Origin of the sequence: Pseudomonas sp. KK4 (genome assembly GCF_001984065.1) — a bacterium.
GTDB lineage: Bacteria > Pseudomonadota > Gammaproteobacteria > Pseudomonadales > Pseudomonadaceae > Aquipseudomonas.
Genome location: NZ_LYVP01000011.1, coordinates 1 through 24,471, shown reverse-complemented (window position 1 = coordinate 24,471; position 24,471 = coordinate 1). Strand labels below are relative to the sequence as shown.

At 61.3% G+C, this 24,471-nt stretch carries 19 protein-coding genes; 13 read left to right on the top strand and 6 right to left on the bottom strand.

The genetic code is table 11. From position 1 onward, the window contains the following. Positions 1–96 precede the first annotated feature (96 nt). Both B0W55_RS06455 and B0W55_RS06450 read right to left on the bottom strand, forming a co-directional pair. A complete protein-coding gene (locus tag B0W55_RS06455) occupies positions 97–3,900 on the bottom strand; it encodes a dermonecrotic toxin domain-containing protein (protein ID WP_077045183.1) in 3,804 nt (1,267 codons plus the stop codon). Beyond that, positions 3,897–8,522, bottom strand: a complete 4,626-nt coding sequence (locus B0W55_RS06450) for an NEL-type E3 ubiquitin ligase domain-containing protein (protein WP_256576219.1) — start codon at positions 8,520–8,522, stop codon at positions 3,897–3,899. The genes B0W55_RS06455 and B0W55_RS06450 overlap by 4 nt, the downstream gene beginning before the upstream one ends. On the opposite strand from B0W55_RS06450, the gene B0W55_RS31075 reads away from it, so the two are divergent. After that, positions 8,521–8,712 (top strand): hypothetical protein, encoded by a 192-nt coding sequence (locus tag B0W55_RS31075; RefSeq protein ID WP_256576218.1) that lies wholly within the window; start codon positions 8,521–8,523, stop codon positions 8,710–8,712. The two genes, B0W55_RS06450 and B0W55_RS31075, sit on opposite strands and share 2 nt — an antisense overlap. Before the next feature lie 245 nt (positions 8,713–8,957). Here B0W55_RS31075 and sohB read toward each other — a convergent pair whose 3' ends face one another. After that, complete coding sequence (sohB, locus tag B0W55_RS06445) at positions 8,958–9,980, bottom strand: protease SohB (RefSeq protein ID WP_077045181.1); 1,023 nt, start codon at positions 9,978–9,980, stop codon at positions 8,958–8,960. Between the two features lie 202 nt (positions 9,981–10,182). On the opposite strand from sohB, the gene B0W55_RS06440 reads away from it, so the two are divergent. Then, positions 10,183–10,893 carry a histidine phosphatase family protein gene (locus tag B0W55_RS06440; protein ID WP_077045180.1) on the top strand — a complete coding sequence of 237 codons (711 nt, stop codon included), beginning with the start codon at positions 10,183–10,185 and terminating at the stop codon, positions 10,891–10,893. Between the two features lie 61 nt (positions 10,894–10,954). Further along, the gene (locus B0W55_RS06435; RefSeq protein ID WP_047529794.1) at positions 10,955–11,269 is read left to right on the top strand and encodes an SCP2 sterol-binding domain-containing protein; all 315 of its coding nucleotides are present in this window, start codon (positions 10,955–10,957) and stop codon (positions 11,267–11,269) included. Positions 11,270–11,321: 52 nt separating this feature from the next. Here B0W55_RS06435 and B0W55_RS06430 read toward each other — a convergent pair whose 3' ends face one another. Continuing rightward, on the bottom strand, positions 11,322–13,952 hold the full coding sequence (locus B0W55_RS06430; protein WP_077045179.1) for a glucosidase: 2,631 nt from the start codon (positions 13,950–13,952) through the stop codon (positions 11,322–11,324). Positions 13,953–14,060: 108 nt separating this feature from the next. Between B0W55_RS06430 and B0W55_RS06425 the strand changes: the two genes are divergently transcribed. The 3 genes from B0W55_RS06425 (at position 14,061) to B0W55_RS06415 (ending at position 17,261) form a co-directional block, all read left to right on the top strand. Next, positions 14,061–14,924 (top strand): LysR family transcriptional regulator, encoded by an 864-nt coding sequence (locus B0W55_RS06425; RefSeq protein WP_077045178.1) that lies wholly within the window; start codon positions 14,061–14,063, stop codon positions 14,922–14,924. A 106-nt stretch (positions 14,925–15,030) separates the two neighbouring features. After that, a complete protein-coding gene (locus B0W55_RS06420) occupies positions 15,031–16,176 on the top strand; it encodes an SRPBCC family protein (protein WP_077045177.1) in 1,146 nt (381 codons plus the stop codon). 5 nt (positions 16,177–16,181) lie between these two features. Next, positions 16,182–17,261 carry an SMP-30/gluconolactonase/LRE family protein gene (locus B0W55_RS06415; protein WP_077045176.1) on the top strand — a complete coding sequence of 360 codons (1,080 nt, stop codon included), beginning with the start codon at positions 16,182–16,184 and terminating at the stop codon, positions 17,259–17,261. A gap of 100 nt (positions 17,262–17,361) precedes the next feature. On the opposite strand, the gene B0W55_RS30735 is transcribed toward B0W55_RS06415, so the two are convergent. Then, a complete protein-coding gene (locus B0W55_RS30735) occupies positions 17,362–17,517 on the bottom strand; it encodes a hypothetical protein (protein WP_175645475.1) in 156 nt (51 codons plus the stop codon). Between the two features lie 108 nt (positions 17,518–17,625). Next, positions 17,626–17,859, bottom strand: a complete 234-nt coding sequence (locus tag B0W55_RS06410; RefSeq protein WP_077045175.1) for a DUF465 domain-containing protein — start codon at positions 17,857–17,859, stop codon at positions 17,626–17,628. Between the two features lie 207 nt (positions 17,860–18,066). Here B0W55_RS06410 and B0W55_RS06405 point away from each other — a divergent pair, with 207 nt between their 5' ends. The 7 genes from B0W55_RS06405 to B0W55_RS06375 all read left to right on the top strand — a co-directional run bounded on the left by B0W55_RS06405 (position 18,067) and on the right by B0W55_RS06375 (position 24,274). Next, on the top strand, positions 18,067–18,588 hold the full coding sequence (locus B0W55_RS06405; RefSeq protein ID WP_077045174.1) for a DUF4142 domain-containing protein: 522 nt from the start codon (positions 18,067–18,069) through the stop codon (positions 18,586–18,588). 258 nt (positions 18,589–18,846) lie between these two features. Continuing rightward, positions 18,847–19,698 carry an STAS domain-containing protein gene (locus tag B0W55_RS06400; RefSeq protein WP_077045173.1) on the top strand — a complete coding sequence of 284 codons (852 nt, stop codon included), beginning with the start codon at positions 18,847–18,849 and terminating at the stop codon, positions 19,696–19,698. A 4-nt stretch (positions 19,699–19,702) separates the two neighbouring features. Next, complete coding sequence (locus B0W55_RS06395; protein ID WP_077045172.1) at positions 19,703–20,065, top strand: STAS domain-containing protein; 363 nt, start codon at positions 19,703–19,705, stop codon at positions 20,063–20,065. After that, positions 20,062–20,466, top strand: a complete 405-nt coding sequence (locus B0W55_RS06390) for an anti-sigma regulatory factor (protein WP_077045171.1) — start codon at positions 20,062–20,064, stop codon at positions 20,464–20,466. Before B0W55_RS06395 ends, B0W55_RS06390 begins: the two co-directional genes overlap by 4 nt. Further along, positions 20,463–21,473 carry an ATP-binding protein gene (locus B0W55_RS06385; protein ID WP_077045247.1) on the top strand — a complete coding sequence of 337 codons (1,011 nt, stop codon included), beginning with the start codon at positions 20,463–20,465 and terminating at the stop codon, positions 21,471–21,473. The genes B0W55_RS06390 and B0W55_RS06385 overlap by 4 nt, the downstream gene beginning before the upstream one ends. After that, complete coding sequence (locus B0W55_RS06380; RefSeq protein WP_077045170.1) at positions 21,466–22,341, top strand: sensor histidine kinase KdpD; 876 nt, start codon at positions 21,466–21,468, stop codon at positions 22,339–22,341. The genes B0W55_RS06385 and B0W55_RS06380 overlap by 8 nt, the downstream gene beginning before the upstream one ends. Beyond that, positions 22,331–24,274, top strand: coding sequence for a response regulator (locus tag B0W55_RS06375; RefSeq protein ID WP_077045169.1), 1,944 nt, complete (start codon positions 22,331–22,333; stop codon positions 24,272–24,274). The genes B0W55_RS06380 and B0W55_RS06375 overlap by 11 nt, the downstream gene beginning before the upstream one ends. Positions 24,275–24,471: the final 197 nt, after the last annotated feature.

The following is a 24,471-nucleotide window of genomic DNA, read 5'->3' as shown; positions in this document are numbered from 1 at the left end:
CTGCAGGAGCGAGCTCGCTCGCGAGGGTCGTTAACGAAAACGCGGGGCATCTGATGCCCCGCGGTGTTCTCGAGTCCATCGCGAGCGAGCTCGCGCCTACAGGCCCTCCTCTCCTGCCGGAAACGGCCGTCCCAGTGCCACCCAATCGGCGTACAGCCGCGCTCGATCTTCCAGTGCCGTGAACGCGGCGAACGGGTTGTCCAATGCCCCCTGCGGCAATCGCACATCCTGGGTCAATCGGCTCCATAACGCCTCTGACGCATCGGCCTGGGTCAACAAGTGCCAGACCCGTGCCCGAAGATCGAAATAACCGACCCGGAAATCCGCAGTCAGGCTCAGGGTGTTGATCGTCCCCAGAAGCCGCCCGCCCTGTGGCCGAAGTGCCAGACGCTGCCAGATTTCCAATCGCGCATGGCGTGCCCCTTCTTCCATGCCGTGTAACCAGGCGGCCGGGTTTGAATAGTCCTGGCCAGGCGCACTCAACCACAGGTTGATGCCGGTTCGTTGCCGGTGCTCAACCAGCCGTTGCAAGGTGTCTTCATCATCCAGCGGGTTGTTCCACAACAGCACCCGGTCCCTGGCGATCGCCTGATTGAGCACGGCCTGGGGCACACGGCGGATCTGGTTATTGCGCAAATCGAGGGTCGTCAGGTAGGGCTGATCCTTGATCCCTACCGGGCATCGTGTGATACCGGTGTTGTTCAGGTTCAGCGAACGTAGCCGGTCCATCCCCAGCACCACCGGCGGGACGCCCAACGGGTTGTCGCTGAGGTCCAGCGATTGCAGGTGGGTCAGCGAACTCAACTGCGCCGCCGTGGTTTCCCGAAAGGCCAGTTGGGTGCCACGCAGGTTCAACGTCGTCAGGTGCTGCAACTGCGCAATGGTGGGCGGCAATTGGCTTTCGAGGTCGCCGTCGATGTTGATGAACCGCAGGTCCGTGTCTTGCAGGTTCAACTCACGCAAATTCGGGAACCGCTCCAGAAAACGATCCAGGGTCTCAAACTGGGTCACGTGGAAATTTCGCAGATTCAGTTGCACGACATCGTTGAAACGCACATTCAACTTCGGCAGCCGGTGATAGTTCTCGTGGCTCATGTTCATCACGAAACCGTCCACATGATTGCCCGAGTAGTGGCTGGGTTGCTGCGGCGCGCGCTTTCTCCAGATATCAATCAGTTCATCCGCCAGTTCGTTTCGCATCCTGGCTTCCTGGTGCAGGGTGTCCTGGATCAATCTTGCATTTCGTACGGCAATTTGTGCGTGAGTCAGGTTTTCAGTACCGGGATCGCCCATTTGCAGGAACGGGATATCCATCTGGTCGATATCTCTTCCCAATCGATCGATCCACTTGTCAATGTCCCTGTAGAGTTGGTGCAGTTGTCGCCTCAGCTCATCAATATGCTGCTGTGCTCCGCCTTCCAAACGCTGCAACAACGCCTCGGCCTCGCCATCGGAAAATTCGGGGTAGATATCCTTTACCTGCAACCTCAATACCTGGCAGGTCAGGGCCGCGTCCTGAGGCGTGCCCGGATAGCCACCGCCCTTCAAACCCCCGGCCTCGAAGGGCAACCCCGAATCCATCCTGCCCAGACCCAGGATCAACGCCGAGCGGGACAACGGTCGCTCGCCGACTTTCAGTTTCAATTGCGCGCCCGGATCGGCGGATAACAACCCCATCGCCGAACGCTCTTCCAAGGACAGCACGCCCGCCATACCCTCATAAAAATCACTCACGACAGCGCCATTCACCCGATAGCCCTCTGCCGACCTGACAACCACCCGACAATCACGGGAAGCGAGCGGCCCGATGCGATCGAGCAGGCGACCGGCGAGCGACCCCTCGCGCACCTCGATGCGCAGGCCTTCGGGCCAGCCGGGCAGGTTTTGCAGTGAGTGCAGAGCCAGGATGTCGGACTCGGCATGGGTGATCGAGCGCAGATAGAGGCCCTCATACGCCCGGTTCAGGCGAACATGCTGCCCGCACTGGCGGGCCTTGCTGTCCAGTTGCCTGAACAGCTCCCTGGCCTGATCCGGCTCAGGCGCGGCGGTGAAGTCGACGCCATAACGGTCGAGCATCTGTTCCACCGCGGCCTTGGGCAGATCCGGATACTGCCGCTGAAACAACCGGACCCACTCGTGTTCGGACGCTTGCAGGGTTTGGTAACGGCTGTTGAACAACTCGCTGCGGGCAACAAGCGAATCGGCCAGCCCGACGACATCCTGATCGATACGAAAGCGCTGAATGGTGTCGGCCAGCAAGGGCGTCGGCGCGCGTCCAGCCTGCATCAGGCGCAGCATGTCGTCGTCGACCGCACTGACCCTGCCGATCTGCGCCAGTACTTCATCGCTGAACGTGTCGGCCGGTGCACCGACGCCTCGCAGCAGATCAACACGGGTCGGCGTCGCGCTTACAGCGGAATCGGCAATCGACCCTGAAGCGGATCCGCCAACGATTCCGTCTTCGATCAACACCCCCTCTTCCACGCCCTCACGACCGATCGAGGCAACGCCTGCAGCCAACGGCAGCGCATTGAGCACGCCAAACACCGTGCGAGTCACGCCCTGGGAACGCTCGCTGGCGGTCTCACCCTCGATGGCCTGTTCCAGGCCAAAACCGGCATCGATCAGCCCTGCCAGGGCTATCACCCCCTCGCCCCCCGGAACAAACAGCGCCAACGGCCCGAATTGGCTGACCCAATGGACAATCGGTTCGACGACCGCGCTCAAGTTGTCGCGGTTGACTTGGGCATCGTTGCGAATGCTTGCGACACTGGCCTGGGCCGCCTGCTTCATGGTCAGCACAAGCTGGGCAAAGGGATCGGTATCCGAAGGCGCGATTTCGAAACCAATGTAGTCGCTCGGGTCCCAATAACCGTCGTTGTTGAAGAAGCCGGCCTCCCGGGTCAGTCGATGCTGATCCGGATAGATCGCCATGCCCTCCAGCGCGGTGATGACGCCGGCATGGAAGGTACCGTCGCGGCGATCTTCAGCGGCGAAATGCAACGCCAGTGCCTGTCTGGTTTCGGCATTTTTGCCCTGCGTCACGACCCATCGGTGCAAATGGTGGCGGTCGGCGAACTCATGCAGGGGTGAGGAGTTTGCGGGAACATGGAGCAACATCCTGCCAGTGGTGCGGTCGCGGTAGCACCAGATATCCGTGGCGGTGTACCGGTAGATCCTCAGCCTGCTCGCCTCGATCTGCGACGACACGCGCGTCGACGCCTGCAACCGGGCCATCGTCAGCCCGCCCCAGGTTTGCCCGGGCGGAAAACCTGCCGCCTGCATGGCCAGTCGCAGGCCTTTTTCAGTCAGGCAATGTTCCTGACGCTGCAGCCAGGCCGTCATGACAAATGCGGCCTTGGTCGATGTCCTCAGCGGGCAGGCCCCTCCCCCGGTGATCACCGCGTCAGACGGCCAGGTCTTGTCGACATAGGCCTGGTACTGCTCATCGAAAAACAGCGTCCAGACCCACCGCTTGAAGTCCGCTGGCCGCAGTTTGACTTGCGTCTGTGGCCCATAGGTCTGCGGCACGGTGCGCCGGTAGATGCCTTCGTAGGTCCGATGGTCATCCGTAGGTTGCGGCCCGTCCATGATGTGCACGGTGGGGCCGACATCCGGCGGGGTGTAGAGACCGAAGGCGGTTTCGCCAAAGCGTCCATCGCCCACGGTCTGGTAGTTGGACAGCAGCACCTGCACCAGGGACTGCGAACTCGCCACCCGCCCCCGGTGGCTGCCGTCGTGTTCGCTGCGCAGCCAGTCATCGTAATGCAGGGTGACCAGTTGCGTGGCCAATGGATCGAGGTCCGTGCCCCACTGTTCGCGGATCATCTGTTCGCCGTACTGGCACGGGGTTTGTGGCAGCGCGGTTTCGGCCAGCGCGCGCAGTTCGTCCTTGGTCATTTGTTCACTCCCTGTGGATGGCTGGCGCGGGTCAGCCCCGGATGCCTGGCCACGGCCTCGTTGGTCAGGCGCTGGATCAGTTGCTGGTTCTGGTTTCTGTCGTTTTCCATGATCGCCTTCAGGCGCTGGCTGGCAGTTGCCCGGGGCAGATCGGTCTGCGCTTCGAGTTGCACCAGGCCTTGCACCGTGCGATCGGAGACGGCGGTGAACTGGTTCTGATAAGTGGTCACCAGGTATTCGTACCAGAACCCTCGGGCATTGGCCGACGCCAGCAATGCAGTGGGCGTTTCTGCCTTGACGATGGCCTCGAAGGTGTCTTCCAGCTGTTTGGCCGAGACCTCGACGTCCAGCCTGACGTTTATTTCGTTCGGCTGTGCCGGCAGGTCCAGGCGCTGCGCCAGGCCGATGCGATACGCCAGGCTGAGTTCCTGCGCCTGTTCGCGACTGAACGCACCGGCACCGGTGCGGGTCGCGAGGTCCTTCAGGGCATGCTGTTCGACCTGTTGCAGGCGAAACAGGCCTCTCATCAAACGCACCAGTTCGCCTTCCAACGAACGGGTGCCCGTGCGCGCGGCGGCCATGGCTCGAAAACACAGGACGCGCACTTCCAGATTGGCGAACAACGCCGAAGGATCTTCGCCACTGACCCGCCCGATGCGCGCCATTTGAAACAGCGAGCGCCGCCAGGTGTCATCTTCTGCCGCCGCCTCGAGCACATCCCATACGCGTTGCGACAAGGCACCCGGCAGCCGCCTGAAATCGGCCGTACTGATCAGTTGACCCAGCAGGTAGAAGAAGTCTGCGGAATATGAGTAAGCCGCCAGCGACGTCCACAGCGTCTGCTTACGGGTGACTTCTGCGACGGGCAGGCCGGTGATCCATCTGGAGCCCCGTGGGTCCGGCGTCGGCAGCGCAGCGGTAACCGGACGATAGTCGACCGTGATCACCCCCAGATTGATGCCATGCGCCTGTTGATAGGCAGCAATCGCTTTCAGGCTGGACGCTGACAGCGGATTCCCATCGACATTGGTGCCCTGATTCAACTCCGAGCGAGCCTTGAAGACAGCCGGCGCAATCTCCACGATGGCGTTGTCGCGCAAGTCCAGGTGCTGCAGTTCCGGCAGTTCGCCCGCGCCTGCCGGCCATTGGGTAATCCCGGTGGCACGCAGTGCAAGGTGTCGCAGTCTGTGCAGCGAGTGGACCGTCGGCACTCGGCCCAGACCAGGGTTGAAGCTCAGGTTGAGGCTTTGCAGATGCGCTTTGCTGGCCAGCGCTGTGACGGCTTCGGGGGTGAGATGAATCTGGTTGTCGCTCAAGTCCATGTGCGTCAGAGCCGGCATGTCCGCTACCGCCTGAGGAACACGTGTCAACCGGTTGCCGGTCAGGCTCAACGTTCGCAGCTGGGTGAAGTTGCGCAGAAAAGCGTTCAGCCCGGCACTGCCGCCCACTTTGTTCATCTCCAGCCTGCCGATGTGGCTGAAGTCACCGACGATCACCGGCATGTCACCCAGCGTTTGGGCATCGAACGTCAAGCGGTACAACGCTTGCGCGCCCTCAAGGGTGAACTCGGTTTCCTTGCGCCAGGCCCGCAGAATCGCCTGTTGCGCCCGCGCCTTGCTGTGTCGCGGCACCCTGAGCCTGGGGCCATCGCCCTCCTGGTAATAGCTGTCGCGATGGACCCAGTGTTCCAGCGCCGTGCGGATGTTCTGATACTCCAGCCGCAGGCTTTCGAGCGCCCTGAGCGCCAGCACGTCATCGGTGCCCAGCGCCCTCAGGAATCGATCGATCTGCGCCGCACGATGCAATGGATAGAGTTCCTTGGCGCGCTGCACCAGCGCAGGCGAATGGCGCACGGTGACGGTGTCTGCCGGCAGGGACAGTGCGATCGACTGCTCGATGGGTCGATCGGCCAGGCCCATGGGCGACCTGTACCCTGCGCGCACGGACTCGATACCGATCACCTGAGCGATGGCGTCACGCCGTTGCAGGGCCAGTGCCGTGATTTTTTTCTGCAGGTGGACACCGCCATCGTCCGCTTCGATGCCCAGGCTTTTGCGAGCGTGTGCGGGCAGGCTTTCGCGCAACGTCTGGAAAAAATGTCGGCGGGTGCGCCCTGAATGCCTGGACAGCAGGTTGTACTTGGCATCCGAGGCTTCATAGCGGTCAGCGTAGGCGTCGATGTGCACCTTGTACGCCGCCTCACTCGAACCCAGGTCGGGTTTTTCTTCAGTATGCACCGCCCATTCCGTGATCTCGACAGACACGTCCTTCGGCCAGCCGGGCAGGTTTGCGAGGGTATCGAGTACCAGCAGATAGGTCCCCTGGTCGCTGGAGGCATCGAGAAACAGCCCTTCATAGGCCCGATTCAACCGCAGCACCTGCACATAGCGTCGCGCTTCTTCAGCCAGGCGCAGTGGCAACCGTCCCGCCTCCAGCTCCTGCCACTCACCGAGATCGGCATGCTCGACCAGTTCATCGGCGACACTGGCAGGCAACTCGTCGAACGCCTTGCGGACAGGGTCGGCCTTTTCCTGTTGAAGGATGTCGGTGCGACGAATGAGCCGATCGAAAAGGCTCAGGCGCATTGACTGCGCTTTCGCGGCGATCAGGTCAGTCAGCAACCGGGTCGCTGCGCCTGACTCGGCATCGCTCGAACCCCGCAGCAGGGTACGTTCATCGGTACTCAGGGCCTCCCACAGCTTTGCGTGGAACTGCCCCTTGGGCAGCAGCGCGTCATTGATCCTGATGGTTTTGCTGGCGGCGGTCGAGCCGTAGCGCGCGACCTCCGTTCCGACAATGTCGGTGATGCTGACGGCCGTGGTCCGTGGCCATTTCCCCAGAGTGGTCAGTAGATACAACTGCAGATCGGCATCGGCGTAGGGCGCGGTGGCCGGTGTGCGCATCTGTTCAATGAAGCGTGTGATGTCGGCGTCCGCACGGAAGCGACGCGCGGTATCGATCAATGCCGCCATCGGCTTGCGGCGATCGACATACAACTCACGCAAGGGCTTTTCGTCGAGACCGGTCACTGCCAGCACCTGCAAGGCCTGGGTGTCCGACAGTTCGTCGTTGCGATACCCCAAACGCCGGAACAGGGTCAGCAGGGTCCAGTTCTGGGGCAATTCCGATGCATGACGCCATGCGCCTGCACCGTTGGTTTCGAGTACCGGCGAGTAGCGGCCCGGCGACTGAATCGTCCACAGGCCGGTGTCCGGCACCGGTTGCACGGCGTAGCCATCGGAGCCGACTGGCAAATAACGGTGGCCATTGCGCGAGACCAACCCTTGCCTATTGAACGGCATGCCTGGCCGTAGCGGCAGCGGCCGGCGATAAGCACTCAAATCGGGCTTCCATAGCCGCACGGCACCGTCCGTCACAGACACCGTCCTCAGCCCCTGGACAAACTCCGATGCCCGCACCGCCTTGTAGGCCTTGCCTGCCGCACCAGCGCCAGCGCTGATAGCCGCCATCAGGATCAGATTCTCGAGGGTATCGAAAAAATAGTCGGCGGCCTGCTCCTGTTCGCCACGCGCCCAACTGTCGACGCCTTCATAGACCTCCTGCAGCAACTGGAAACCGGCCACGGCAAACATGACTTCACCCACCACCGGCACGAACGAGGCGAAAAACAGCGCGATGTTGATGCCGATGTTTTCGTAGGTCTCCAGCCTGGCCAAACGGCTCTTTTCATCCTCGTCACCGGTCGGCACCACCAGCAACCGCGAATCGGCAATGACCTGGGCGGCACGCTGACGATACATTGCCAGGAACAAGTCGGTTTTCATCTCAGCGGACAGGTCGAAACCGGTGACCTGGGCGTAAAAGCTGGACGCGGGCAAAGGGGTCTTCGGTGGGTTCAGCAGTTTGGCGTCCAGCCCCTTGAGAAAGCGTTCGCGATCCTCCAGCGCAATGAAACGCAGGAAGAAGTTGCGAAAATCAGGGGTTTTCAGGCGATTGCTCAACTCCACTTCGCAGCGGGTAAACGACGGGTACTCCTTCAAGGGGTGTGAAGGATCGTCGGGTATGTACACCACGCAACGATAATCTTCGTTGACGGATTCACTGACAGGCCCGATGAACATCGGGCCATTCAACTTGACCCCGAACATTTCCAGGCGTTGAAAGCTCAGGGTGTTTTTGCCGAATTTGATCGATGGGCTGGCATCCGACACAGACTTCAGCATCTGGTACGCATCGGTGCTGATGTGTTTTTTCATCATCGCGATATGGCGGGCAACTTCAAACTGGTCTTTTGCACAGGCCATGTACTTATCGCGCAAAGCACCCGGTTGAGTGCCGTCACCGAACAGTGCCTTGACGTGGGCTTGATATTGTTTACCCAGATCAAGGGCCCGACACAGTCCCGCGAACTCATGGGGATTGATGGAAAGTACTTTGTTGGGGCGACCGGTCATTCGCTCGGGCAAGTAAATCAATGAACTTTCGTGATAGTTGCCGGGTTTGGTTTCCGATTCTTCGAAGTTTTCACAGGCAGCTGTCAGCAGGTCCCTTTCAATGGGCAGGACCAGTTTTTTTCGCAAGCCCAGCAAGCTCGACGTCGACCGGACATGCTGAAAGACTACACCCTCTACGTCGAACGGCTCGCCCAGCTTGGAGGACATGGCCTTTGCCAGTAAGGGTGCGCAGAATGCCTGCGGCGATTTCAACGCTCGTAAATCATCCAGCGCCGCCTGGCGGGTCAAGAAGCTGGCTTTCAGGCTTTCATACAGTTTATTGCGTAGTTCATCTGAAGATTGCAGCAGCCAGCCAGGCGTCTGCTTTTTGATCAAATCAAAAAAAACGCCTTGTTGAGCAGGCGTTAGGGCAGGCAGCTTTATATTGCTCGTTTTCACATCCATGTTGAACGACCTTGAAACTGATAAGAGCACTCAGCTTAAGTTCGAACTTTTCATGAAAAAAGCGCAATTGCCTGATGGGAATGTACTGCGAAACAACAGCAATAAGAGACGTTAAAACAGATATGTACCGCAGCGGGTCGCACTCGATTTGCACAAGGGTCTTGTGCCTTGTCCAGACACAAGACCCTGGCCGATTTATTACCAGAAGCGCTGCTGGGTAAGACGGCTCCACCAGCTCAGCAATACCCGATCGACCGAACCGCTGGCGGCCATGCCGATGCGCTCGGGCAGGCTTTTGCGTTCGGCGTAGTGCAGGTGATAAAGCTCCGATTGCCTGGCGCGTTGTGCCAGGTACTCGTCACTGGTCTTGAGCTCGTCCACCAGTTGCATGTCCAGTGCGGCAATGCCCAGCCAGATCTCGCCGGTGGCCACTTCGTCGATGGCCAGTTGCGGACGGTAGCGGGCGACGAAGTTCTTGAACAACTGATGGGTGATGTCCAGGTCTTCCTGGAACTTCTCGCGGCCCTTCTCGGTGTTCTCGCCAAATACGGTCAGGGTCCGTTTGTATTCGCCGGCGGTCAGCACTTCGAAATCGATGTCGTGCTTCTTCAGCAGGCGGTTGACGTTGGGCAACTGGGCAACCACGCCGATCGAGCCAAGGATCGCGAACGGGGCGCTGATGATCTTCTCGCCGATGCACGCCATCATGTAGCCGCCGCTGGCCGCCACCTTGTCGATGCATACGGTCAGCGGCACGCCGGCTTCACGGATGCGCGCCAGTTGCGACGACGCCAGGCCGTAGCTGTGGACCATGCCACCACCGCTTTCCAGGCGCAGGACAACCTCGTCCTTGGGCGTGGCCAGGGTCAACAACGCGGTGATTTCATGACGCAGGCTTTCGGTAGCCGAAGCCTTGATGTCGCCGTTGAAATCGAGCACGAACACCCGGGGCTTGGTCTCGGGCTTTTTCTTCTGTTTCTTTTCGGTCTTGATCTGGGACTTGCGCAAGGCCTTGAGCTGGTCCTTGTCGAGCAGGGTTTGCTCCAGGCGTTCGCGCAGGCCCTTGTAGAAATCATTGAGCTTGCTGACCTGCAACTGGCCCGCCGACTTGCGACGACCTTTGCTGCGCAAGGCGGCAAAGCTGGCCAGGACCACCAGAATGGCGATCACCAGGGTGACGGTCTTGGCCAGGAAAACAGCGTATTCGGACAAAAACTCCACAGGGACTCCTTAAACGATGCGCGGTATGAAAGCGCGTGGGATACCTCCAGCATACCCATGCGCCGCCCTTGCGGCCAGCCGGGAAACCTTCGGCAACAGGCCTGTAAACGGGCATTTCAAACAAGCGTATGTTTTTTCATTGACAGCTCACCGCCATCCTCATAACCTCGCCAAACCTTCAACGTACCGGGACGACGCGGACGTGGGCAGCATCTATCTGATTCGACATGGCCAGGCCTCCTTTGGTGCAGACGATTATGACGTTCTGTCGCCCATCGGTATCCGTCAGGCGCAAATCCTCGGTCAGCACCTGGCCGAACTCGGTCTGAGCTTCGATCGTTGCCTGTCCGGCGACCTGCGCCGCCAACAGCACACCGCCACCAGCGCCCTGGAGCAATTCGCTGCCGTAGGCCTGCCGGTACCGATCCTGGAAACCGACTCCGCCTTCAATGAATTCGACGCCGACGCGGTGATCCGTGCGCTGTTGCCGGCCATGTTGCCGGACGAACCGCACGCCCTGGACATCCTGCGCAACGCCGCGCAGAACCGCGCCGAGTTCCAGCGCATCTTCGCCCTGATCATCGAACGCTGGCTGGCCGGCACCTACGACACGCCTGAACTGGAAAGCTGGCTGGCGTTCGTCGAACGGGTCCGCGGCGGCTTGCACCGGATTCTCGAGCAGGCCGACAACACCCAGAAGATCGCGGTATTCACCTCGGGCGGCACCATCACCGCCCTGCTCCACCTCATCACGCAAATGCCTGCCAGACAGGCCTTTGAACTGAACTGGCAAATCGTCAACACCTCGCTCAACCACCTCAAGTTTCGTGGTCGCGAGGTGGCCCTGGCGTCTTTCAACAGTCATGCGCACCTGCAACTGTTGAAGGCCCCGGAACTCATCACGTTTCGCTGAGTCCGGACTATTGTGACCCTGGCTGTAACCCCGCTCCAATCAACCCAAGAAGGATCAAACCATGACCTCCGTAGCTGATGCCGTACAAGCAATGAAAGCCAAGTTCAACCCAGCCGCCGCTGCCGGTCTGGACCTGGTCTTCGGTTTCCGCATCGACGACACCAAGAATTTCTCGCTGGTCGTCAAGGACAGCACCTGCGAGCTCAAAGAAGGCGAGAACCCGGACGCCCAGGTGACCCTGGTGATGGACGGCGAAACCCTGGAAGGCATCGTCAGCGGTGAAACCGACGGCATGCAGGCGTTCATGGGCGGCAAGCTGCGCGCTGAAGGCGACATGATGCTGGCAATGAAACTGTCCGAACTGTTTCCTTCGTAAGTACCTGCACGCTGCATCAACGAATCCCGCCCCCGTGCGGGATTCGTCGTTTTCAGGGCTGCAACAGCAACGCCACCAACGCCGTCCACCCGGTCTGGTGACTGGCCCCCAGCCCGCGTCCGGTTTCGCCGTGGAAATACTCGTGGAACAGCACCAGATCGCGGCTGGCAGGATCGGCCTGTAATTGCGGATAGGCGGCCATCGACGGTCGGTTGCCCTCTTCATCGCGCAGGAACAGCCGGGTCAGGCGTTGGCTGAGGCTGTCAGCCACCTCCTCCAGCGAAGCCAGGAACCCTGAACCGGTGGGGTACTCCACCGAGAAGTTCTGATCGTAGTACCGGTGAAACTCGCGCAAGGATTCGATCAGCATGTAGTTGATCGGCATCCACACCGGCCCACGCCAGTTGGAGTTGCCGCCATACAGCCGCGACTCCGATTCCCCCGCTTCGTATCGGGCACACAACCGGTCGGCACCGATCTGCAAGCCAAAGGCCTGCTGCGCGAAGGCTTTGGACAGGGAACGAACACCAAACGCCGAGAGGAATTCCGCCTCATCGAGCATGCGCCTGAGCAAGTCCTTGGTGCGCTCGCCCCGTAACAGCGCCAGCAGCATGCGGTTACCTTTTCCCGGTTCGGTCCAGCGCGACACCAGGCTGGCCAGGTCCGGCCGGTGACGCATGAACCCCAGCAGGCGCTCCCTCAATCCCGGCAAGCCCTCATGTTCGTGCTGCTCCAGCACCTGCACGGCGAACAGTGGCATCAAACCGACGATGGAACGCAGGCGCAGCGGTTCGTTGACGCCATCGGGGCGATGCATCACATCGTAGAAGAACCGGTCCTGCTCGTCCCACAGGCCTTCGGCTTCAGAGTCGACTTTATTGATCGCCCCGGCGATGTAGAGAAAGTGCTCGAAAAATTTCACCGCGATGTCGACATACACGCTGTTGCGCTTGGCCAGCTCCAGGGCGATGCGCATCAGATCCAGCGCATAGGCGGCGACCCAGGCCGTGCCGTCGGCCTGATCGAGCTGATAGCCGGGAGGCAACGCGGCCGAGCGGTCGAACAGTGCGATGTTATCCAGGCCGAGGAAGCCGCCCTGGAACAGGTTGCGGCCCTCGGCATCCTTGCGGTTGACCCACCAGGAAAAATTCAGCAGCAGTTTATGGAAAATCCGCTCGAGGAAATCCATGTCCCCTGCCCCGGTCAACTGTTTTTCCTGCTGATACACCCGCCAGCAGGCCCAGGCATGCACCGGCGGGTTGGCATCGTCGAAGCGCCATTCATAAGCCGGCAACTGGCCGTTGGGGTGCATGAAACGATCCTTGACCAGCAGTAAAAGCTGATGCTTGGCGAACCCCGGATCAATCAATGCGAAGGCCACCGCCTGAAAGCCCAGGTCCCATGAGGCGTACCACGGGTATTCCCAGGTGTCGGGCATGGACAGGATGTCGACATTCGACAGGTGCCGCCAATGGCTGTTGCGAAGATGCGCGCGCCCGGCCGGCGGCGCGGGTTGCGCCGGATCGCCGTCGAGCCATTGATTGACGTCGAAGTAATACAGCTGTTTGGACCACAGCAACCCGGCCAGTGCCTGACGTTGAACATTGCGCGCATCCGGGTCGTCGATGCGCTGTTGCAGTGCTGCGTAAAAGTCGTCGGCCTCGGCGCGTCGACGCTTGAACAACGCCTCTGCATTGACTTTGGTGGCGCCCAACGGCGCGAAACGCAGATAGACGCTGCGACGCTGACCACCCTCGAATGCCAGCACGAAATGCGCCGCCACCCGCGTTCCGGCATCACGGCGGATCGCATCGTTGTCGCCACCGACCAGGAAATCGTTGATGCCGTCCTTGAACGGGCCATCGGCCGCCACGCCATCGAGTTTCGGGAAGTTGCTCTGGTTCTCGCAGAACAGCCACTGGCAGTCCTCCTCGCCCCAGGCAGTGACCTGTCGATCCGCCACCTGCGGGTGCCAGGCCAGTATCTGCCCGGCCGAAAGCCTCAGGCCAGGTTTCTCGGCATCGGCCGACCAGCTCCAGGTGTTGCGCGCCCAGAGCTGTGGCAACACGTGCAGGCGCGCGGGTTGATCGGCGCGGTTGTGCACCGTGATGCGCATGAAGAGGTCATCGGGGGTGTGTTTGGCGTATTCCACCGTGACATCGAAATACCGGGCGTCCTCGAACACTCCGGTGTCGAGGATTTCGTATTCGCCATCGGCCAGACCACGGCGGGCGTTTTCGGCGATCATTTCGGCGTAGGGAAACTCCGCCTGAGGGTATTTGTAGAGCATGCGCATGTAGGCATGACTCGGCACGCCGTCGAGGTAGAAATACAACTCCTTGACGTCTTCGCCATGATTGCCCTCGGCGTTGTCCAGGCCGAACAGCCGCTCCTTGAGAATCGGGTCGCGCTCGTTCCACAGCCCCAGGCCCAGGCACCAGTGCTGGGCCTTGTCGGAAAATCCCGCCAACCCGTCCTCCCCCCAGCGATAGGCGCGGCTGCGGGCATGGTCGTGGGGAAAATAGCGCCAGGCATCGCCATCGGCACTGTAGTCCTCGCGCACCGTGCCCCACTGGCGCTCACTCAAATAGGGGCCCCATTCGCGCCAGGCATCGGCTTCGCTGCCCTGCAGGCGTTGGCCTTCGACAGTGCCATGGATGTTCGCAGCAGATTGGGCGGTCATGGTCAGTCCATCAAGCCAGAGACGGTTGCATTGTAGGCTGCGACAGGAGTGGTATCCGAGGGTGTCGTCTGCTCTTACAATGCCAGCACTCCCCGACCTGGCCCGCCCATGGACATCGACCTCGCCCGCACCTTCCTGGAAATCGTCCGCCACGGCAGCCTTGCCGCAGCGGCGGAAAAACTCCATGTCACCCAGACCGCGATCACCGCGCGGGTCCAGAAGCTCGAGAGCCAGTTGGGCAGCACCCTGTTCGTGCGCAATCGTGCCGGTGCCCGCCTGACGCCCAACGGCGAGGCCTTCGTGGTGTATGCCAATCAACTGGTGCAAACCTGGGAGGCGGCGCGGCGCGACTTGCCGCTGCCCGAGGGCTATCACGACGTCCTGCACATCGGCGGCGAAGTCAGCCTGTGCAATCCGTTGATGCTCGGTTGGGCCGCCGAACTGCGGGAAAAAATCCCCAGCCATGCCCTGCGCATGGAGATCCGCGACGGTGAAAACCTGCTGCGCCAACTGGAACTGGGGGTGCTGGACGCGGCCTTGGTCTATCAGCCCGAATACTGGCCGCGCCTGCAAGTCGAGCAGGTACTGGAGGAGAAACTGGTGCAGGTCCGCCTGCCCGGGCGTGCCGATCCTTACGTGTACATCGACTGGGGCCAGGACTTCCGTCGCCAGCACGACGCTGCGCTGCCGGAAAAGGCCAAGGCGCCGCTCAGCTTCAATCTCGGCCCGCTGGGTCTGCAATACATTCTGGAGAATGGCGGCAGCGGCTATTTCCGCACCCGCGTGGTGCAGAGTTATCTGGAAAGCGGCGTACTGGAACCCGTGCCCAGGGCGCCGGAATTCAGTTATCCGACCTACCTGGTCTACTCCCGCGATCGGGACTCGCCCGTCCTGCAACGCGCCTTCGACCTGTTGCGCCAGGTCATCCGCGACGATGACGACTGGTCGCAACGCTGGGACCCGCTGACCTGAGGCCGGTTTGCACCGGATCATGGCCGTTGTGCCCTCTAGGTTTGGCCGGCCTGTCTTGCGCCATCGACTAATCTGCTGGAGATAACAAAAACGACAGGTGATTGCAGTGAGGCAGACCACCGAAGCATTCCGCAGCCGCTACCGCGCCAACATTCATCCCCTCTACAACCCCTGGCTGCACGGCACCTTCGTGCTGCTGTTCGGCATGGCGGCCATCGCCGCCTTCTGGAGCAGTGTGCATCAGGTGCAACCGCTGCAGTGGCTGGCGGTCCCACTGACGTTGTTGTCATTCAATTTAGGCGTGTACATGGTGCATCGGCACCTGGGCCATCACAAAAAGGCCTTTGCGCGGATGTTCCATGCCCGGCACGCCGGCGATCATCACAGTTTTTTCGCACCAGGCAACATGGCCTTTGACAGTGCGCGCGACTGGCGGGTGATCCTGTTTCCGGCCTGGCTGATCGTGTTGCACACGCTGGTGATCAGCGTGCCGGTCTGGTGGCTGATCGCCCGGTTCGACGCCAATGTCGCCGGCCTGGTGGGTGGCTGTCTGGTCCTGGGTTACCTGGTCTATGAGGTGTTCCATGCCTGTGAGCACTTGCCGGCGCACAACCCGCTGACACGCCTGCCATGGATCCGCCAGATGCGGCACCTGCATGAATTGCATCACCGTCGCGAGATGATGCAGGAGCGCAATTTCAACATCGTTTTTCCGTTGATGGATTACCTGTTCGGCACCCTCTACTGGGAACCGGAGCAGCCTACCCCGTACCTGACGAGAACGCCCATGACCCGCCTGCAGCATCAGATCGAAATCCCTGGCGACCCTGTCGCCGTGCTTGCCTACGCCAGCACCGTGACCCGTTGGCCCGAATGGCACCCCTCCTCGCTCAAGATCAATGGGCAGAAGGGCCCGTTGCATGCCGGTGCGCGGTTCGACGAGGACATTCGCGCGGGCGGGCGCGACGGGCACCTGAACTGGATGGTCGACGAGTACCTGCCGGGGCGACGCTGGGTCGCCCAGGCCCAGGGCGATCATGGCCTGTCGCTGGTGCTGACTTACGAGTGTGACGCCCAAGGCGACGGCACGCGATTCGTGCGCACCCTCGAGTACCGTTTCAGTGGTCTGGGATTGCGCATTGCCAACTGGCTGTTACTGAAGCGCCGGATCGATCGCGAGTCGGCCGAATCGATGCTGGCCTTGCGTGAAATGGCGCAAAAATACCTGGCACAGTCAGGAGTCAATGTGTGAGGACAATGATCAGGTTTCGCCATGCCGCGTTGCTATTGATCGTGATCATCAGCACTTTCCTGCTGCTGATGCCGACCAAGGTGCGACCGGTGGCCTGGACGCCGCCACCCGCACCTTCTCTGACCGCGGGCGTGTATGCCGAAAACCAACGCCTCAAGGACGTGGAGCGAGTTGGTGCGGCAAACATCGACGGCCCCGAAGCCTTGCTGCTCGAAGGCGATGCGCTGATAACCGGCCTGCATGACGGCCGGGTGATCCGCACCAGCCTCGATGGCAAGGTCACCCAGGTCTTGGCCGACACCGGTGGCCGCCCGCTGGGCCTGGCCCGCCATCCCAACGGCTTGCTGGTGATCGCCGATGCCACCAAGGGTTTACTGTCGCTCGATGCTCAGGGCCGTCTGGTGGCATTGACCACCACCGCCAATGGCGTGCCTTTGGGTTTCACCGACGACGTGGCCATCGACAAGCCCGGGCACTTCGCCTATTTCAGCGATGCCACGAACCGCTTTGGCTACGGCAAGGATGGCGAGGCGATCATCGAGCATGGCGGCGACGGGCGCCTGTTGCGCTATGACTTCCAGACCGGAAAAACCTCGGTGCTGCTCGACAGACTGGAGTTTGCCAACGGGGTCGCCCTGGGGCCGGACGACGCCTTTGTGCTGGTCAACGAAACCGGCGCCTATCGCATCAGCCGTTACTGGCTGACCGGGCCCAAGGCCGGCACCCACGACCTGTTCATCGACAACCTGCCGGGACTGCCGGACAACCTGTCGTTCAACGGCCGCGAGCGTTTCTGGGTGGCGCTCTACGCACCGCGCAACGCGCTGCTCGATGCGACGGCGGAACATCCTTTCATCCGCAAGATGATCACCCGGGCCATGACCGTGCTGCCCAAGCCCGTGGAGAAACGCGCCTTCGCTCTGGGGCTGGACATGGACGGCAAGGTGATCGCCAATCTGCAGGACAGCAGCAGCGGCAACTATTCGCCGATCACCACCGTGCGCGAGTATGGGGACTGGCTGTATTTCGGCTCGTTGAAGGCCCGGAACATGGTGCGATTGCCGTTGAGCACTGCACTCCAATAAACCCCGACACACCCATGTGGGAGCGGGCTTGCTCGCGAAAGCGGTGTGTCAGCCAATGGATAGTCAGCAGGGATACCGCCATCGCGAGCAAGCTCGGCTCCTAAAGGTTTGGGGTGTCCTCGTCTTCCGGGGTGGGGTCGAGCCCTGGTTCTTCTTCGGGGTAGGTGGTGGTGTGTTCGGGGCTGTTGGGCTCGGGATGGGTGGGGATGGGGTCGTAGCCACCCTGCTCTTCAGAGGGAAATTTCGGATCGTTCATGTGGCACCTCGCAGGGAGCCCGATTGGCGGGCTCTGAACATTCGAGGTGCCGTTTACATCGCCGTTCCAACGATTCAATCACCAGTCGTCAGTACACCTGGCCCTGAGTCAGGACGACGACTGGAGTTGTCTGACGATCTTGTCCTTGACCTCCAGGCGTTTGGCCTTGAGCCTCGTCACCGCATCATCACTGGATTTGGCCTGCTCGGCCTTCACCACCTCCGCATCCGCCAGGGAATACTTGTTGATCAGTGAATCCAGTAACGGATCCTTGGTGCGTTTGTGCTGGATCTCTTCCTTCGTGCAACTCAGATCCTTGTAAAGGTCATGGGGCACCGGCATGGAACACCTCCGTTTGTTGATCGGCGGCAAACGCGATTGATTGCGCTCGCCAGCTATCAGAATGGCCTCGGTTGGCCGGTTCTGTCGACCATCTGTCCGACCGGCGGCGACCGTTCGTCGCCGTATCGCAAACGCAATAAAACCTTTGTCCGCGCGACCGCCTCCACAGAGTAACCATCACTCGATCCCCTGCGTGGAGAAATACCAATGGACGGATTCAACCTGCGCCACCTCGCCCTCGCCGTTGCCCTGAGTTCCAGCATGGGCACAGCCTTTGCCGCCACCTCCAACGACTTTGTCGACAAGGCCGCCGCCGGTGGCATATCCGAGATCGAAACCAGTCGCCTGGCCCTGGAAAAAAGCCAGTCGGCGGACGTCAAAGCCTTCGCCAACATGATGATCACCGATCACGGCAAGGCCAATGACGAGCTGGCGGCTATCGCGAAAAAGAATGACATCGAGGTGCCGGACAGCACCACGCTGGTCAAGCAGGCCAAGGAAAAAATCCTCGACATGCGTGACGAGTCCTTCGATGCGGCCTATGCCAACAACCAGGTCAAGGCCCACGAAGACACCATCGAATTGTTCAAGAAACAAGCCGATACGGTCACCGACGACAAAACCAAAGGCGGCGTGGAACTCAAAGGCTTTGCGCAGAAAATGCTGCCAGGGCTGGAAAAGCACCTGGAAATGGCGAAGAAGCTGCAGGCGGCCCATCCCAGCAAATAACCCGTTCGCTCAAAAAAAACCGCATCCAGTATGCGGTTTTTTATTTTGCGCCAGGCGCTCGGCCAATCCGGGTTGAAACGGATGTCGGCTCCTTGATTAACAACGAAAAACCGCAATCCGGGTCCGCGCCGTCTACAGTCCATAGGCAGCGGATAAATATTTGGGAATTATTAACAACTATTTCATCCGCCAAATGTCACTGACTTGCGCTGATCGATGTTTGGGGAATCGGCGCCTACATTCAAGGAGTCCAGTCTCATGGCGGCACTGCAACCCGGCACACTCGATGCGATGAAAAACAACCACACGCAACTGCTTGCCGAATGGACAAATGGCCTCCAGGCCAGCGGAGCCACACGCAACCTCAAGGAACAGGACCTGCAACAACAGACCTCGGAATTCCTGCACCTGGTCATCAGCGGGTTGCAAAACGGTAACGACAAGAACATCGCCGCCCCAGGCTGGGACGATACCCGCCTGTTCCTCGAAAAGCTGTCCCATAGCCGAGCCCTGCTGGGCCATGATTCGCAACAGACCGCCAACTTCATCTTCGCCTTGAAAGGCCCGTTGTTCGCCCTCTTGCAAAAGCAATACGAAGGCAACCCTGCACTGCTGGCGCAACAGCTGTGGGAAGTGTCCGAGCTGTTCGATGCCCTGGGCATGCAAACCATCCGTACCTTCCAGAAATCCCGCGAGTCGGTGATCAAGCGGCAGCAGGAGGAGCTGCTGGAACTGTCGACCCCGGTGGTCAAGCTGTGGGACGGCGTGCTGGCCCTGCCGATGATCGGCACCCTCGATTCGCAGCGCACCCAGGTGGTGATGGAATCGCTGTTGCAGCGCATCGTCGACACCGGCTCCGAAATCGCCATCATCGACATCACCGGTGTGCCCACCGTCGACACCCTGGTGGCCCAGCACTTGCTCAAGACCGTTACCGCCATTCGCCTGATGGGTGCCGATTGCATCATCAGCGGCGTGCGTCCGCAGATCGCCCAGACCATCGTGCACCTGGGCCTGGACCTGCAAGGCGTGGTGACCAAGGCTAACCTGGCCGACGCCCTGAAACTGGCCCTGACCCGGCTGGGATTGACCATCAGCAAGGCGGATTGAGCCCATGGAGCGCATTCCGATTTTGCAAATGGGCCCCTTCCTGCTGGTGACCATCCAGGTCGACATGCATGACCAGTTGGCCCTGACCCTGCAGGATGATTTGTCCGAGCGCATCAGCAAGACTTCCGCCCGTGGCGTGCTGATCGACATTTCCGCGCTGGACATGGTGGACTCGTTCATTGGCCGCATGATCGACACCATTTCCAGTCTGTCGAAAATCATGGACGCCCAGACCGTGCTGGTGGGCATGCAACCGGCCGTGGCTATCACTCTGGTGGAACTGGGCCTGACGTTGCCCGGTGTCAGCACGGCGCTGAACGTCGACCGCGGCATGAAGCTGCTGCAGCAACGGGTGCTCGAGCAATGACCGTGCGCAGCAGCGGCACTCATCCGATCAATATCGAACAGGACGTGGTCCTGGCGCGGCAATTGGCGCGCAAGCTGGCCACCGAATGCGGCATGCGCCTGATCGACCTGACCAAAATGGTGACCGCCGTCAGTGAACTGGCGCGTAACACCATGGTGTACGGCGGTGGCGGCGACATGGACTGGCAAATCATCGATGAAGGTGCACGCACCGGCCTGCGCCTGCTGTTCAGGGATGAAGGCCCGGGCATCCCCGACATCAAGCTGGCCATGACCGACGGCTGGACTTCCGGTTCCGGCCTGGGCCTGGGCCTGACCGGGGCGAAACGGCTGGTGGATGACTTCGAGCTCGACACCGCGCCCGGCCAAGGCACTCGCATAACGATTACCCGATGGACATGAATATCAGTGGGTCGATGACCCAGGTCCTGGCCATTGAAGACAGCAGTCAGATAGGCCACGCGCGGCGCACCGCGCAGCAATTGGCGGAAAAAAACGGGTTCGACGCCACCGACGCAGGGCGCGTGGCGCTGGTGGCGACCGAGCTGGCCAGCAACATTCTCAAGCATGCCGGCCGTGGCGAGATGCACCTGCGGGTGTTGCCCCGGGCCGCCGGCGCCGGCATTGAAATGCTGGCGATCGATCGCGCCAACGGCTTCGACTTGCAGGCTTGCCTGACCGATGGCTTTTCCACCGGCGGCACTCAAGGGATCGGGCTCGGGGCGGTATCGCGCCAGACCGAGGTGTTCGACGTCTACGCCGACTCCCGGGGCGCAGTGCTGCTCACCCGTCTGTATCCACGCCTGGACAAGGCACCGGACCTGCGCGTGGGCATCAGCCAGCATTCGTTGCACCACGACCCGGCGTGCGGCGATGTCTGGCACCTGGCAATCGACGGGCCACGCATCAGTGCCCTTGTGATCGATGGCCTGGGCCATGGCGAAGATGCCGAACGGGCCGCCCGTGCTGGCGAAAGCACCTTCGCCGTGACGCCTTTCGCCTCTGCGGTGGTGGCACTGGAGGACATGCATCGGGCCATGATCGGCACCCGTGGTGGTGCGCTGGCCATCGCCCAGGTCGATTGCGCCGCCGACACCCTCACATTCGTCGGGATCGGCAACATCGGTGCCTGCCTGGTCACGGCGGACACCTCCCGTGGCCTGGCGTCCCACCCCGGGATCGTCGGCGTCCAGTACCGAAAGGCGCAACCCTTTGACTATGCTCAGATCAGTGGACAGCTGTTGATCATGTACAGCGACGGTCTGCAGTCACGCTGGCGACTGCAGGATTACCCCGGCCTGGTGCATCGCCATCCCGCTGTGATCGCTGCCATTTTGCACCGTGATTTCTGTCGTGGACGGGACGATGTCACGGTGCTGGTCATTGCCCTGGAGCCCGCCCATGTCTGAATTACCCCTCAACGCGACTGACGAACAAGCGGTGCTGATCGCAAGGTTGCAAGGCGAAGCCGATGCTCTGCGCGCCGAGCTGGATGAAACCAACCAGGGCGTACTGGCGCTGTATGCCGAACTCGATACCCAGGCCGAACAGCTGCGTCAGGCGTCGGACCTCAAAAGCCGTTTCCTGTCGTACATGAGCCATGAGTTTCGCACGCCCCTGGGCTCGATCCTGAGCATCGCCAGCCTGCTGACCGACGAACTGGACGGGCCCTTGAGCCCCGAACAGCACAGGCAGGTCGCCTTCGTCAGCAACTCGGCGCGGGAACTGAGCGACATGGTCGATGACCTGCTGGACCTGGCGAAAATCGAGGCCGGGCGCATCAGCATTTCCCCGGCCTGGTTCGACATGTTCGATCTGTTCGCCGCCCTGCGCGGCATGTTTCGCCCGATTGTCGATGCCAGCGCCGTGGACCTGATCTTCGAAGAACCCATGGGGCTGCCACGGCTGTACACCGACGACAAGAAGCTGGCGCAGATCCTGCGCAACTTCATTTCCAACTCGCTGAAGTTCACCACCCGCGGCGAAGTGCGGGTTTCGGCGCGCCTGGAAGACGACGACAAGGTGCGTTTTGCCGTGACCGACACCGGAATAGGTATCGCTCCCGAGCTACATGGCGCATTGTTCGAGGACTTTTCCCAGGTCGACTCACCGCTGCAAAAACGCCTGCGCGGCACCGGGCTTGGCTTGTCGCTGTGCAAACGTTTCGCGCACCTGTTGGGTGGCGATGTCGGGGTGCAGAGCACACCGGGTGCCGGGTCGACCTTTTACGTGATCATCCCGCTGGCCATTGCCGTGGAGCCTGCCGATGAAACGTGATCTGCGCTTGCTGATCGTCGACGACAACGTCGCTACGCGCTACGCGCTGCGCCGGCGCCTGGAGAGTCACGGCTATGAAGTGCTCGAAGCGGGCACGGGCAGCGAGGGCCTGGAGCTGATCGACAGCGTCGCGCTCGATGCGCTGGTGCTCGACGTCAACCTGCCGGACATGAGCGGCTTCGACATCGTGCGCAAACTGCGGGCCGATCCGGCCACCGCGCTGCTGCCGGTGGTTCATGTGTCGGCGGCGTCGATCCAGACCGGCGACATCATCACCGGCCTGGACGCCGGGGCCGATGCCTATCTGATCCATCCGATCGACCCGGACGTCCTGCTGGCCACGCTGCGCACCCTGCTGCGGGTGCGGGAAACGGAAAACGCGTTGCGCGAAAGCGAGGCGCGTTTCCGGGAGATTTTCGTCAACGTGTCGGCGCCCATCGCCGTGCTCGATGCCGACCTGAACGTTCATGAATGCAACCACGCCTTCGCCCAGTTGATTCAAGACAACCGTGCCACGGATACCTTGCGCGAATGTTTTGCCGACGATCAACGGTCCGTCATCGAAGAACTGCGCCTGCGCCTGGCCTACGGCGAGCGCTGGAAAGGCACCCTGAGCATGCGGGTATTGGGGGAAATCCGCGAAACCGAGTGGCAGATCTCGCCCTACCGCACCCCGGAACTGAGCCTGGTGTTTGTCGAGGACGTCACTGAACACCGCCACCGCGAACGCTCGCACCTGGCACGGCTGGACGATGCCACCACGCAATTGGCCAAGGAAGTCGCCGAACGGGCGCGCACCGAAGCCCAGTTGCTGCAGGTGCAGAAAATGGATGCGCTGGGCAAGCTCACCGGTGGCATCGCCCACGACTTCAATAACCTGCTGACCGGCATCATCACCAGCCTGGAGCTGATCCAGAAGCGGGTCGCCGATGGCCGCACCGACAAGGTTCAGTTCTACGCCGAGGCGGCCCTGAACTCGGCCATGAGCGCCGCCGGGCTGACCCACCGCCTGCTGGCCTTTGCCCGGCAACAGCCGCTCGATACCCGGCCGGTGGACATCAACGAGCACGTACGCTCGCTGGAAGAACTGCTGGTGCGCACCATCGGCGAACGCATCGCCCTCAAGCTTGAGCTGACGAGCAAGTCTGCCATCGCCCTGGTCGACCCGATCCAGCTGGAAAGCGCCGTGCTCAACCTGGTGATCAACGCCCGCGATGCGCTGCCCCAAGGGGGCAATATCTGGGTCAACACCTATGCCGCCTACTCCCATGGCGACCCGAACCTGGCCGATGGTGCCTATGTGGCGCTGTCGGTGCGCGATGACGGCACCGGGATCGAACACAGCGTGATCGACAAAGTGTTCGATCCGTTCTTCACCACCAAACCCCTGGGCCAGGGCACCGGGCTGGGTTTATCGACCATCTACGGTTTCGCCCGTCAGTCGGGCGGTGATGCGCACATCCGCAGCGTGGCCCGGCGCGGCACCGAAGTGACCATCATGCTGCCGGCCAGCTCCGACCCTACGATCAGCGAAGTCGCGCCCGTCACTGTCGATCCGCAAGGTGCCGGCGAGCATGTGCTGATCGTCGAGGACACGCCATCGGTACGGATGTTCGTGGCTGAGGTGCTGGTGGACGCCGGTTACCGTTGCACCCAGGTCGGCGACATTGAAACCGCGCTGGAACGGCTGCAGAACGACGAATCCATCGACCTGCTGCTGACCGATGTCGGCCTGCCGCGCATGAGCGGCCGCGAACTGGCCGACATCGCCCGGGGCTGGCGCGACCAACTGCCGATCCTGTTCATGACCGGCTACGCCGAAACCGCGATCAACCGCCAGGTGTTCCTTGGCGAAGGCATGGAAATGCTGATCAAACCGTTCCAGATCAATGAACTGCTGGACAAGGTACGGCGCACGTTGGACGGCGCCTGACAGACCGCCTTCGCGAGCAAGCCCGCTCCCACACTGGATCTCCAGTGAACGCCAATTCTGCATCCCCCTCCAATCAACTGTGGGAGCGGGCTTGCTCGCGAAGAGGCCGGCACCTTCAACATCGCCGGCGACTGCCCCCCCCCGCCATCGCGAGCAGGCTCGGTCTCACAGTAATTCTCGGCCGGGCACAAATTCTG